The organism is Halopenitus malekzadehii, assembly GCF_900108505.1.
Taxonomy (GTDB): domain Archaea; phylum Halobacteriota; class Halobacteria; order Halobacteriales; family Haloferacaceae; genus Halopenitus; species Halopenitus malekzadehii.
In genome coordinates this window covers 15,947-28,510 of record NZ_FNWU01000002.1, presented here as the reverse complement: position 1 = coordinate 28,510, position 12,564 = coordinate 15,947, and the positions used below count along the sequence as shown (strand labels likewise).

At 50.4% G+C, this 12,564-nt stretch carries 13 protein-coding genes; 9 read left to right on the top strand and 4 right to left on the bottom strand.

What is annotated here, in order from left to right; all coding sequences use genetic code 11:
* Positions 1–101: 101 nt before the first annotated feature.
* Complete coding sequence (locus BLW38_RS05560) at positions 102–1,004, top strand: glycosyltransferase family 2 protein (RefSeq protein ID WP_092815762.1); 903 nt, start codon at positions 102–104, stop codon at positions 1,002–1,004.
* Between the two features lie 38 nt (positions 1,005–1,042).
* Here BLW38_RS05560 and BLW38_RS05555 read toward each other — a convergent pair whose 3' ends face one another.
* Together BLW38_RS05555 and BLW38_RS05550 are read right to left on the bottom strand one after the other, a co-directional pair.
* Entirely contained in the window at positions 1,043–2,257 is a 1,215-nt protein-coding gene (locus BLW38_RS05555) for a glycosyltransferase family 4 protein (RefSeq protein WP_092815759.1), read from the bottom strand.
* A 57-nt stretch (positions 2,258–2,314) separates the two neighbouring features.
* Entirely contained in the window at positions 2,315–3,457 is a 1,143-nt protein-coding gene (locus BLW38_RS05550; protein ID WP_092815756.1) for a glycosyltransferase family 4 protein, read from the bottom strand.
* A gap of 456 nt (positions 3,458–3,913) precedes the next feature.
* Here BLW38_RS05550 and BLW38_RS05545 point away from each other — a divergent pair, with 456 nt between their 5' ends.
* The 3 genes from BLW38_RS05545 to BLW38_RS05540 all read left to right on the top strand — a co-directional run bounded on the left by BLW38_RS05545 (position 3,914) and on the right by BLW38_RS05540 (position 5,643).
* Positions 3,914–4,228 (top strand): DUF433 domain-containing protein, encoded by a 315-nt coding sequence (locus tag BLW38_RS05545; protein WP_092815753.1) that lies wholly within the window; start codon positions 3,914–3,916, stop codon positions 4,226–4,228.
* 799 nt (positions 4,229–5,027) lie between these two features.
* Positions 5,028–5,192 carry a DUF7837 family putative zinc-binding protein gene (locus tag BLW38_RS16175; RefSeq protein WP_177167440.1) on the top strand — a complete coding sequence of 55 codons (165 nt, stop codon included), beginning with the start codon at positions 5,028–5,030 and terminating at the stop codon, positions 5,190–5,192.
* 37 nt (positions 5,193–5,229) lie between these two features.
* Positions 5,230–5,643, top strand: a complete 414-nt coding sequence (locus tag BLW38_RS05540) for a TRAM domain-containing protein (protein ID WP_177167439.1) — start codon at positions 5,230–5,232, stop codon at positions 5,641–5,643.
* 356 nt (positions 5,644–5,999) lie between these two features.
* Here the strand turns inward: BLW38_RS05540 and BLW38_RS05535 are convergent, their stop codons facing one another.
* Positions 6,000–6,854: a PH domain-containing protein gene (locus BLW38_RS05535; protein ID WP_092815750.1), complete on the bottom strand. Its 855-nt coding sequence runs from the start codon at positions 6,852–6,854 to the stop codon at positions 6,000–6,002.
* Positions 6,855–7,120: 266 nt separating this feature from the next.
* Here BLW38_RS05535 and BLW38_RS05530 point away from each other — a divergent pair, with 266 nt between their 5' ends.
* Positions 7,121–8,113, top strand: a complete 993-nt coding sequence (locus BLW38_RS05530) for a hypothetical protein (RefSeq protein WP_143040802.1) — start codon at positions 7,121–7,123, stop codon at positions 8,111–8,113.
* Positions 8,114–8,222: 109 nt separating this feature from the next.
* On the opposite strand, the gene BLW38_RS15670 is transcribed toward BLW38_RS05530, so the two are convergent.
* The gene (locus tag BLW38_RS15670) at positions 8,223–8,549 is read right to left on the bottom strand and encodes a HalOD1 output domain-containing protein (RefSeq protein WP_143040801.1); all 327 of its coding nucleotides are present in this window, start codon (positions 8,547–8,549) and stop codon (positions 8,223–8,225) included.
* 456 nt (positions 8,550–9,005) lie between these two features.
* Here BLW38_RS15670 and BLW38_RS05525 point away from each other — a divergent pair, with 456 nt between their 5' ends.
* The 4 genes from BLW38_RS05525 (at position 9,006) to BLW38_RS15660 (ending at position 12,162) form a co-directional block, all read left to right on the top strand.
* Positions 9,006–10,361 (top strand): tyrosine-type recombinase/integrase, encoded by a 1,356-nt coding sequence (locus BLW38_RS05525; RefSeq protein ID WP_177167438.1) that lies wholly within the window; start codon positions 9,006–9,008, stop codon positions 10,359–10,361.
* Between the two features lie 209 nt (positions 10,362–10,570).
* Positions 10,571–11,086, top strand: a complete 516-nt coding sequence (locus BLW38_RS05520; protein ID WP_092815741.1) for a DUF7344 domain-containing protein — start codon at positions 10,571–10,573, stop codon at positions 11,084–11,086.
* Complete coding sequence (locus tag BLW38_RS16920) at positions 11,086–11,541, top strand: DUF7344 domain-containing protein (protein WP_449404965.1); 456 nt, start codon at positions 11,086–11,088, stop codon at positions 11,539–11,541. Before BLW38_RS05520 ends, BLW38_RS16920 begins: the two co-directional genes overlap by 1 nt.
* A gap of 336 nt (positions 11,542–11,877) precedes the next feature.
* Complete coding sequence (locus BLW38_RS15660) at positions 11,878–12,162, top strand: hypothetical protein (protein ID WP_143040799.1); 285 nt, start codon at positions 11,878–11,880, stop codon at positions 12,160–12,162.
* Positions 12,163–12,564: the final 402 nt, after the last annotated feature.

Below are 12,564 nucleotides of genomic sequence, written 5' to 3'. Positions count from 1 at the left end.
AAACTATATGGCAGGTGGAGATATAATTCCCACTGATCTGGGGTTATTATGAATTGTAAGACACCTAATCTATCGTTTTTAAGTAATATGGTGGCCCCCTTATGACCAACCAGTTAGTTATCCCAATTATACTAAATTGGAATAATTATGAGGATACCTCATCTTGCATCGAATCTCTATTAGAAATCGATTATGAAAATATATCTCCAATACTCGTTGATAACGGCTCATCTGATGGTTCGGGGGAGCGGCTAGATGAAGAATTTGAGGATATCGAAACAATATTTCTAGATTCAAATCGAGGGTTTGCCGGCGGAATAAATGCGGGGATCAGAGAGGCTCTCCAAAGAGGAGCAGATTACATCTGGGTCTTAAATAATGATATCTTATTCCCAGATAAAAATATCCTTCACAAGTTAGTGACAATTTTAAATCAGTATGAAAAAATCGGTATTGTTACCCCAAAAATAAACCATTATCCTGGTACCGATAAAACTTGGTTTCTTCAAGGAAAAATAAATTGGAGGACTGGCATCACCGATCACATAACAGATACATCGTCCAAAGAGCAGTTCACCATCTTAGAGAATGATACTGTCCCATATTGTTGTGCTCTTTTTCGAGCCCAGGTTTTCAGAGACATTGGGTTACTACCAGAGAAGTATTTCATCTATACAGAAGACCGCCATTATTGTACAGTATTGAGAAATAATGGATATAAGATAGCTACCCTCCCAGATACGTTAATATATCACAAAGTATCAGAGGGTTCGGATAGTGCTCATGGTCCAACTCCAACATACTATATGGTGAGAAACAGCATTCTTTTCTTACGGTCTTTCCCACAAAATCGGGAGACAGGATCAATGATATTTTATCATGCCTGGCTGATTTGGCGGGTAGGGTTTCTTATATATAACAGTAAGACTGAATCTCTCAAGCCGCTTCTAGAAGGGTGGATTGATGGAATTTCTAATGTCACCGGAAGATCGAGGTATCCATAATCCGGTTGTGAACTGGGACTGCAGTACCAAATATAGAGTTAAATGATTTCTGAATTGTATAGAATAAGATACTTCTCGGCGATTGATTCCCAACTGAATTCATCTATTGTAAATTTTCTGCTTTTTTCGCCCATTTGAATCCGCTTATCTTTGTCATTTATTAAATAACCAATTTTATCTGCGAGATAAATAGAATCGTCTGGCGGAACAAGATAACCATTCTCTTCTTCGTAAACTTGTTCGGGGATTCCTGATACGTTTGTAGCCACGATTGGACTTTTAGAAGCCATCGCTTCAGTAACGACCATTGGCATTCCTTCTTCGTGTGATGGAAGTGTGAAGATATCACAGGAGGCATACAGTGCTTTTAGCTCTTCGAGGGTGACAAACCCTGGAAAATGGATCTCTGTCGTTAAATTCTCTGCACGCTCTTCTAACTCGGCCGTAAACTCCTTTTCAATCTCTTGGTTTCCAGCGAATACGAAGCTAAACTCGCCAATAGTACCATTCTCATCAAGTATTTTGATGGCGTCAAGCAGAATATCAGGGCCCTTGCGTGGTGTGATTGTTCCCACGAAAAGGACAAACGGTGTCTCAATACCGAATTCAGATCTCACATCGACAAGGTTGGTGTTCTCAGGAGTATATTCAGTAACGTCTACACCGTTCGGAATGATTTCAATATCGTTTAGAGGGAGTTCTTCCGCTAGTCGTTCATTCAGAACACTAGAAGCAGCCGCACGTCGCATTAGGTGGAGATCCGGGGAAAAAATCGAAAGAAGATACGAGATAAGCCCTTCCCTTGAGAGCCCGAAACGTATGTCCTCCTCGCCCACATGGGCAGTATATGCGGCTCTACTTCTGATTGTAGGATAAATGTGTATGAGGATGTTCGCAACAAACGGGACGTGAAAGTGAACAATATCGTAATCAGTCTGCCTGAAGTGTCTCCGAAGCTTTAGCGCAAGTTCAAACCGATCAAAGAGCATAGTCAGGATTCCAGTGGGACTCTTTATCTGCTTATAGGGTATCTCCTCACCTTCAACATCAGACCCAATGGAGAGCGGAAAGCGGGTGAACTGAACTCCGTCTTGTTTCTCCTGTTGTGGTAGCCCAGACCATTGTCGTTCAAGTACAGTAACGTCGTGCCCGAGTTCTACCTGTGCTGTCGCAAGGTTATAAATCACCTTTGCGACAGAACCCTTCTCTGGACTAACGCGGTAGTGTTCGTCGTAGACGTGAGCAATCTTCATTCGAGGATTCCCCCGAAATAGCACTGAACGCGACTATTCATCGTCCTAGCGAGTCGATCAGACATTAGTAGTCACCTGACTGTAGACCTCTATCACTTTTTCCGTCCGCTGCTCCCACGTGAGGTTTTCAGTGATGTATTCACGGGAATTCTTTGCGAGTCTCGCTCGTAACTCGGCGTCGTCAAACAGTTCGATAACTGCCTGTGCCACTTCGTCTGGATTGCCAGGCTCCAGAAGAACGCCTGTTTCGTAATCGGTGACAACCTCAGGGACGCCGGCAATAGCCGTAACGACGGGCGGGACACCGGATGCCATTGCCTCAAGCATCGTAAGGGGTAGTCCCTCGGAGTAGGAGGGCCGACAAAACACGCTTGCACGATCATACATCTCAGAGATGTCATCAACGTAATCGTAGGTGGTCACGGAATCAGAGAGACCAGACGATTCAATCGTTGCCAAAACTTCCTCTTCCAAGGGACCACTTCCGACAAGATGGATCTCCGCATCTGGATGCGAGTCCAGAATCGACGGGAGTGCGGTCAGTAGATCCTGGATGCCGTTGTTATGAACAAACCGACCGATATACAATAGTGACTTCCCGTTTATTGAATTCGGTGAAAATTCGTTAATGTCAACTACATTCCGAATTACCACCGTTCGATTCGCCCCAAGTGATTGCGCAATCAACTCGGCAGCAGCACTTACACAGATCACCTGTTCGCTCCGAGAGATCACGAACCGACTTATTGTCTGCTCGAACGTCTTCGCTGCGACACCACCGAAACCGGATATCATTCCGATATCACCGAGATGAAGCGTAGTCACCAGTTTGTAATCTGCACAGATTGAGTAGACCGCAGCGAGTACGGAGGTGTAGAAGAATCGGTTGTGAGCGTGTACGATATCCGGCTGAAACTCTCGAAGAACCCTTCTGAACTCACTCAAAGCAGAGACCGAGAACATACTCTGTAACCCAATAATGTCGGTGAGATCAAGAGCCGAAGCAGTGTGGAATGAAACGTCGGGAACATCCTGCAATTCAAAATCTCGGGCCCCGTCGTCTAACGTGAAGACCCCGACTTCGCATCCTTCGTCAACGAGATGAAGCGCTAATTTCTGTACAACCTGCTCAACACCACCGTCACTTGGAGGAAGATAATCCGAACAGAGGAGGATACGGTTCCCAGATCGCTGTTCCATATGTTCTGATCGGTATTGAAGTTCAAAAAGATGTTTCTCGTGACATTTGACAGTCCCGTATTTGAATAATCAATTCGAATCGTCGACGGCCCCCGTCTCTATGTATTTATTCTTTCCGCGGATCAGCCACCAGCTCGTACAGCCCACCGTGATTCAGCTGCGTGATCCTTATAAAGGAGGCATTCATTCAACTACCGACGAAGTAGGATAGTATTCGAATACGCGATTGCTGAACGTAGAATACACGTCGGGCGGGAATGGAAGCCCCCGCGCGCTCGGTGCCTGCGACTCGCTGCGCGCGCTCACTTCGCTCGTGTGCAAACGTCGTCTCGGCAACCGAGCACGCGGGAGCTTCCGGGGTCTTCATCCACCTCGTTTCGCCGGCTCCGGACGTATTCGAACAGTACCGTACCGACGGTCCCGAAGGACTAAGCCGACATCATCGTACATACGTGTATGAGTTCGATTGTCCAAGACGACGCGATCCGCTCGGGTGAGCCACGGGTGGAGGGCACGCGGATCACGGTCTCAGACATCAAGCGGCGAGTGATCGACATCGAGGAGGATCCATACGTTGTTGCCGGAGAATATGGGATTTCGATGGCGGACCTGTTCGGCGCGCTTGCGTACTATTACGAACACCACGACACATTCGAGGACCGTGAGCGGGACGCAGCGCAGACGCGCCGTCTCGGCGAGCGAAGAACACGCGAACACGTTGATGAACTCCGAGGTGAGGACGCGGCGCCGTCGAGTGAGGAAGCGAAGTAGTCGTATTTCAGATTCTCGCCGATGTGAACGTGCCCGAGGAGGGCACCTCCGCGCTCGGGGCCAGGATGTCGCATACACTCGGGAGATCTATCCAGGCGAACGCGCCCAGCGCTACGACTGGGACGCCGTCACCGACCAGGCTGAACAGGCCTATCAACGTGCTATAGACGGCACCTGGTAACCCGTCTGCAACACCACTCTGATACCTTCCTGAGAGCGCCCAGAATAATGTGTAGAATCTGATAAGAACCCGGTCAAAACCGTCGATTAAATACTCCAACAGACGCTAGTCTCGATAGGGTAATCCCCCAGATTTATCACCCTAAAACCCCTCTAAGTATCCAGCGAATCAACAGACAGCGCGGAGGGCGTTCACGGACCATCACAATATCCAAACCGGAATGAGGGGAGTTGTTTAAAAGCAACCCGATGCAGTCCCCCGTATTTGGTTCGTGATGAAGCGTGGTTGTATCTGCAGGCTACTCTGAAATCTGGAAACGCTCCATCTCATCTGACCCACATTTGGGACACTCGTCTGCGCCTGACGCAAGAGTCTCACCGCACTGGCGGCATTCCACGACTACCTCTGTCTGGTCACCGGGCAGTAGCCGAGTCAGTACTGCGCGGACACTCATTGGGTTCCGAAGTTTTGGTGACTGTGAGTTAATGCTACTGGTAATCAGTATCCTTCCAGAAATCCGACGCGTTCGACCCGCAAAGCTGCCAAAAGCTTATCTTGAAGGCCGATTGACATTCATTTGGAAGGACCGCTGTCACACGCTCCTTCCACCCCCTTTCCATGAATGCTGACGAATCAGTCCTCGGTCGCTGTCCGGAATGTGGTGAGGGCATCTCGGAACCGTGGATTCTTGTTGAGTACGAGAAGGACGACGGCACCGAGGGCGTGTGGACCGAGTGTCCAGCGTGTGAGAACGTTGTAGCCCCGGAGCAGACAGCAGAGTGAAGTGTTCGTCGTCGCGTATCCGGAGTAAGGTCTACAAATGGAGATTTCAGAGGAACTTCGGTGTCTGTTCTCGGGCACGGTCGAAGAGCGTAATGGGTCATATGTGATTGAGGTACCGGAGCAAGAACTCCGTCTTGGCGACCTACAAGCAGACGAAACGTACCGTGTGGCTGTTCTACCAGCACCCGCAACCAACGAGGCCGACAACACTGACACCGTTCCACAGCCTGAGCAACCACCACAGAAACCCCCCGTCGAGGAAGGCGAACAACGGACCGTGGAAATCGAAAACATTGGTGATCAAGGCGACGGAATCACCCGTGTTGATCGCGGGTTCGTCGTTATCGTTCCCGACACTGAACAGAGCGAACGCGTCACTATCGAGATCACTGATGTACGTGAGAATGTCGCCTTCGCAGAAGTTGTTGAACGCGTAAGTTACTACGAGTAGTTGAATCGCTAACCCTCTTCGTCCGTGGATGGGGGCGTGTGATCGATACGCGGTATTCGGATTCTGTCTAGCGCGGACTAGTCTATTTCCCGTGATTGTTTCGCATAGTGACTGTAATGCTCTGTTGAATCCGCAGACTCACGGGGAGCGGGAGGTGAAAACAGGACCAGCTGACTCCGTGGTGGTAGATTCACATACTCGGACTTCGATCGGCGGGATGATTTTGGAGAGCGAAACCCCGTTCCGACTCGTCATCTGTCGCCGACACCTGCTCAACCGCTGCACACTAACCCACCGATTCGGCCGCAGTCATCGGAGTCAACAGAGCAGATTACCGAAAAAGTCTACTGTGGCACTCAATCATTCTCCTCAAATCCGCCCATCGCATCATCAATAACAGTGTGCTCACGGCGGCCGTTGTTCAGTGCAATCGTGTCACGGTATACCTCTCTAGCGAGACCAACGTGAAAGTATAGAAATACGGCAATGACAAGCAAAGCGGTAAGTAGTGGAAGTAGCCCGGGGATAATGAACGACCCAACAAAAGCGTTGTACGCTCCTACCACGAGTATCACGATGTAAGACAGAACAACCCTTATTGAACTTGCAAATGCGATCCAAATCTCTCGTGTGTAGAGGTATCCCAGCGGTGGAAACAGAAGCGCAAGGCCGGCTGCCAGATACGGATTCCATTCCCTATCGGGAGCTCGTGAGTCCATCGGGTCAACTGCGGGAGCTTGCTGGCGGATGTAATCGGCTGTCCCAGGGAGTTCCGGTGCGTCCCCGCTAGTGGAAAAGCGGTACGTAGCTCCATCCGAATCGGTGAACGAAAGCGTGCCCGCAGTTAATGATTCATCCCAATCGACGGCAGTGATGTCATCGTAGTCGAATACCCGAACTCTATCGCCCTCTTCTTGCCCCGCCACGTAGAGCAATCGTTGATCAGTGGCAAGCAGATAGCGACGCCCCTCGGAACCACCCTCTTCACCGGTCTCAGGAATCTCCCGACTCGCTCCATCTTCGTCAACTTCAAGATCTTGATTTAGACTCCGAAGCAGATAGGCTGGTCGTTCGTCACCCTCCAGATACTCCATTAATGGTTGGTCGTACAGATACGTTCCTCCGAAACTCCCTGTTTTCGAGAGGCTATCACTGTCAATATCCCCCTCAGCTGCGTCCGCTAATTCCTCTGGATTTCTCCCACCACTCATAAACGCAATTTAGACAGGCTATCTATTGAAATTTTTCACTATTATCAGTCTTACAATTATGTCGCAGTCGACCCGGATGCCTGATTCGGTCAGTTGGAGTTACTCCGCTGTCGGTGCTGAATTTCCCCTTTTGTACTGAACGATCCACGGTCTTCGGTTCCGAGTTTGCGCCGCTGAATCAGACGTATGATCGTGCTTGTATTTGATCAACAGAATTCTGAGTAACACACGGTAAATTTATATAATTAATAATTGTGATGTAGGGTATGAGTATCTCGACTAAACGGCGAGAATACCTTTCCGTTCTTGCCATAGGGGTAAGTAGCGTTACTGCCGGGTGTAACGGTGGTGGGGACAGTAGCGGGGATACTCCAACAAGCGTTGAGACTGCTTCTCCGACTGTCTCTCCCACACCAAACCAAGAAGCGGTAACGCACTTTGAGGCTGCAACAGAGATGCTCGTCGAGAACAAAGAGCAACTAGATGAGTGGGCAGCAAGTTCGTTCGAGCCTGATCGTGTAAGCCTCCTTCAAGAAAGAGTGACGATAGCTCGTGAAGAGCTTGCCGCTGCTGAAGAAAACACAGAGCAGTCGACTACTCTCAGCATCCGAATTGATCAAGCGCGACTCGTCGCTGATTTTCAGGAGTTGAGCTTAGCGTACTACGAGAGCGTGAACGTTTTCTTTCAGGTGATCTCAGAAGCACAATCGTTCGGGGATAACGAACTCCACCAACGAGCCGCCGATAGCTTCGTCGAAGCGCAGGCTGTACTCGAAGACGCTCGAACCGTGATCGAAGATATGGGTATCCTTCTCTCGGAAATCGATACTGGAGCGCTCGACGAGCCGGAACTTGAATACACGGGCGACCCACTCGACCACCTTGATCTTGAAGATCGACGGGCACTCGATGGAGCCGAAAGCTATGCACTTGGCTATGAAAACATACACCTCGCATTCGTTCACTTGGAAGCCGGACAAGGACACTACGAGAATGAGGAATTTATCGAGGCTCGTAAAGAGTGGGAGACCGGCCAGGAACGAGCCACGGAAGCGAAGTCTGAGTTCGAGGCTGCCGTCGATAACGATCATCTCCCGCAAAATCTCAACGAGGAAAGCATCCGACTGATAGGAACTGCGGAAACAGTTATCGAAGCGTTCGACAACTTCGTCCAAGGCGCACGGGAAGCCGAAGCAGGCAACCTAGAAGAGGCTAATACGCTCGTGACTGAAGGATTTAGCCTCCTTGAGGAGCTGTAAGGTAGATGTTGTATGTAGCGGTATGATTCAATCCTGATGACCAACTTATTGGAATTCTATTCTTCAGACACAAAGCGGGATGAAACAGCCGGTCGCTGAAGAGTGCCCATCAATCACGGACCGGTTTTTCGAACACCGATGCGGGATCGGTTACCTGGTTTGAGTCACATACCCGGATAGCACCGTCATCACGAACAAAAACGTCCCACTCATTAACGGAGAACTGGATATGAATCGGCGTACCGTCGGAGCCTTTGAGTAACTTGTCGATCGATTCTAAATCGATCGTGTCGGACAGTACGTCAAGTTCCAGTGGGTCGACACCCTCGGCTGCTGCCACCGCTTCGATAATTGCCAGAGACGGAGGACGTCCGCGTTCATCCTCAAACCGTGTCCCTACCACGGGTGTACACTCACATACACTCTGCTCGGTCATAATAGACGAAACGTATGGCGGCTGGTACTTGTGTTTTAGGGGAAAGAGTGACGGCACGCCTCAGTTGCTTTCCTAGCGAGCGTCGGTACCTGGGTCCTCGAAAGGACGCTCTCGAGCCGTGATGCCCGGCTTTCGTCGACCAGCGCAGCTTTCAGATGATACATTAAAAAACCCAGACTTCCATAGGGTATAAATAGGTAATCATTAGAATAAGTCAAGAGATGGTTTATAAGTAGCTAGTCCAAGGAGTGATGTGCGTTTTTCGGCGAAATGTACAGGAAAGTCTCTCTAACCCCGTTATAGAATCAACCAAGAAGAGGGAGTACCCTCTGTTTCAGTATTATGACTGGTGCTACTAAGTTTTTTACATTAGCAAGCGATAAGTTGGCGTGCAGATGTATCGAACATCCACACGCCGTGGTGAAGCGCGAGCCTGGTTCCAAGAGGTGCGCTGCCATGGTGAGTAAACAGAGGAAAATAAAAAAGCGTATCGTCCGGATCGACCCAGATGCTGGGTCGGACGGCAGTACAGACCCCGAGATCGACGACCGTGACCGGGGTATACTGTTGGAATTCTACAACCGGATTCAAACAATCAACCGCGACGAAAACCGCTTCGGAAAGGCGCGAATCCTAACGTTGCTCGATACGATGATCCTCACGAGCAAACACGTTGATGTCGCTCTTGAGGAGACACTCCTGGACGGTGAGGACGGCGAGCAGGCCGTTGATGCTGTCGCCGACTGGATGGATGACCACTACTTGAAGAACTCGCTGGATACGCGCTACGCCTGCTTCAAGATCTGGGGCGAGGTGATGACCCCCGGCGATGACCAGCCCGATCGGTTTGAGAAGCTCACCCTGAACAACGGGCCCGCGGATCCAACACCGAAAGCGTCGAACGTGCTGCGGTACCCCACCGAGGTGATCAAGGCTATTCAAGTCCAGAATAACATCCGCGACAAGGCCATAGTCGCAACGTGCTGGTCTGCCGGTGGCCGTCCAGAAACCGAACTGCACAAGCTAATGATCGAAGAGGTTGAGGTCGAGGACGGCTTTGTCCGGTTATCAATTCCAGAGGACACGAAGACTGGCAGCCGAGAGGTCCATATGCATCCGGGTGCGCCATTCCTCGTGAAGTGGATCGAAAACCACCCCGGCCACAATGTCGATGGCGGGCTCCAACCCGAGATGCCCCTGTGGGCCAACATACGGTCGGGATACGGAGATGTCTACGACCGCATCTCCTACAACCAGTTCACCAAGCCCTTCGATACGGCTAAAGAGAAGACGGATATCCAGAAGAAACTGACCGGCCAGCACTGCCGCCGGAGTCGGGCGAGCGATCTCGCCGCGAAGACCTACATCAGTCAGGTCGATCTTGAGCGCCGGTTTGGCTGGGCACGCGAGTCAGATTCACCCCGTCACTACATCGTCAAGTTCGACGAAAGCTCCGAGGAGCGTATCGCCGCTGCTGACGGCGTTGACATCGATCCCGGGGCCCAGACGACGAACATCGCGCCGGTGCGCTGTGAAGGGTGTGGCCGCTGGACAGAGCGCCACGTAGACGAATGTATCTGGTGCGGGACTGCGATCCCCGCTGACGCGCTGGAGATCCAAGCAACACCGGCGATCGTCGAAGAGGCGAACCTGCTGGATATGATCGTCGACGGTGAGGTAACCGCCCGGGATCTCCAAGCGTTGCGGAAGCTCGAACCCGTGATCAAACAGCGGTCCGACCTCTTCGAGCGGCTGGACGCATACATCCGGCACGCACGCCAAGTCGACAAGTCCGTCGAGCAACCAGCCTAACGCTAACACAGAGTGCCGCGATCTTGGCTACGAATTTCAGCAGTGGGGCCGACTGGTCTTGGAGAGTGTCACGAAACCATCCAGATGCTACCACATATCTGAAAAGCGTATGTTTAAGTTGATAACTGAGTGTCGACACAGATAGGCGCAGGATGCCTCGGTAGAAAGCCGGGGCCGGTGTCCTAGCACCGACCCCTGTGCCGCCGAGTATGACGGCAGACGACACTACGCACGCCGATCGTGAAAAATTCGGCGTTCCGATCAATCGAGATGTAGAGACCTGTAAACAACTCTGTACTGGTGAGACCGCGTTCGTTTGCGGTGATAGCCACGATTGTGATCAGCCGGATCAACATAAACAGTATAGCCTTAATCTAGACGATGTCTACGAAATCATCAGCTCTAAGCGCCGCCGCCGGTTTATTTTCATCCTCGCAGCCCTGGTTCGTGACCACGACGGGGATGAGACCCCCCAGATTCCAGTTGGTGACGTTGCCGAGCACATCGCTGAGGATACCTTCAACGAGTCTACGGATCGAAAGACGGTGTATATCAGCCTGATCCAACACCACTTATCGAAACTTGACGAAGCTGGTGTGATAACCTACGACGAACGTGGAAAGAAGGTTCAGCCAGAGGTCGGTGTCTACCAACTTGAATCTCTGCTCCTCGGCATTGAGCAAGCGATCAACATTATGAATTCGCCATCAGGGGTGAGCGAATAATGCAACGAACTCCTCAGCCCAAGTGCTACATTGATCCATCACTATCGGCACTGCACCATGCACTTCGTGCCTCGCGTCGACGATTAATCGTCGCACTCATCGCAGACCGGATGCTGTCGTCAAACCGGCATTTATCTTATGACAGTGCGGATGAGGTAGAAATGATAGACGCAAGTCAACTGGCCCGTGAAATCGTCGCTGTCGAAGAGGACACGGGCGTGGATTCTGCGACCGGGTCAAGGTACCATAACGTCTATACTGCGTTGATTCAGACGCATCTCCCAAAGCTTGATAGTCTAGGTGTGATCGAATATCAATCAGATCAGAAAAAGATACGTCCTGACCGGAACTTCTTAGCATTGGCAACAACTGTCGCAATCACATCTCCTGTCGCGCAGTTGCTTTTTGACGAGTCTCTCTCTGAACACAGCCTCGGCGGACCGAGGTCTCAGTAAGACTCAATCGGCAATTGCTGAAGGCATTCCACCCCGTTTGGCTCAGTGTGTATCGAATGGTTGACTCGAACGATCTACTCGCTCCGGACGCCCTCAGTACCGTCCACAGTAAGAATGACAATATAACGGAGTGGAAGATATGCCGCATCTAATTACGTACAAGTGCCAGAAGTGTTTGGCGACGATTGAGTGGATCTATGACCAGGAAAGCGGAGTGTATCCATCAGGAGTTAGAGGCTGTCCAGGAAAGGGCTGTTCCGAGCTACACGAACTGAATGTGAGTGAAATTAGCGAGACCGAAGCGTCTGAACGTAAATCAGGAGAGTTATTCAGCTTATGACGAACTGTAATGAGATTGATTCGGATAGCAGGTGTGGAGTTGATGTGGTGGATCCGGGTCAAAAGACCTTGGTATACGTTCTCTGCGACGACTGTGATGGAATTGATGAGATGCTGATTGTAGATGATTCACGGGATTCAAATCAAACTCAGGAAGTCACTGAGACGTATTCAGCAATAATGGAAAGACATTCTGACAAGACAGATCACCATATCCAGATGGGGATAACTGAAGGATACGAGATCGATCTGGTCCATATTGCACGTGCAGTCACATCGTGATGTTCTGACTCAACTGTAGGAACTCTTGGCAGCAGTAGCAACGCAGCACGGAACGTAATCTGTCCTCACGTATCCGAATTTCCAACTGATATCTACGCTTTCTTTCGGTTTTGTGCATTTCTGATAGCACCAGTTGCTAATTCTGTGACAGTAATCCGCAGATTGGCCCACGTAGGGAATACACCGATGAATTAAACGAAACAGTCATTTATCGGGGTTTCAGGCTCTAAAGAGACAGAGTAGGTGTTATTCGATCACTCGTACGTAGATGATTTCGCTCAGTATCTTGGGTGGATACTGAGTATAAGCCTGAGTTTTAAACCACCCTGGATAATACCGCGGCACAGTTCGATGACGAACCAGTATCGGAGCGGGAAAATAAGGTTAGTCCTCTTGGTTGGT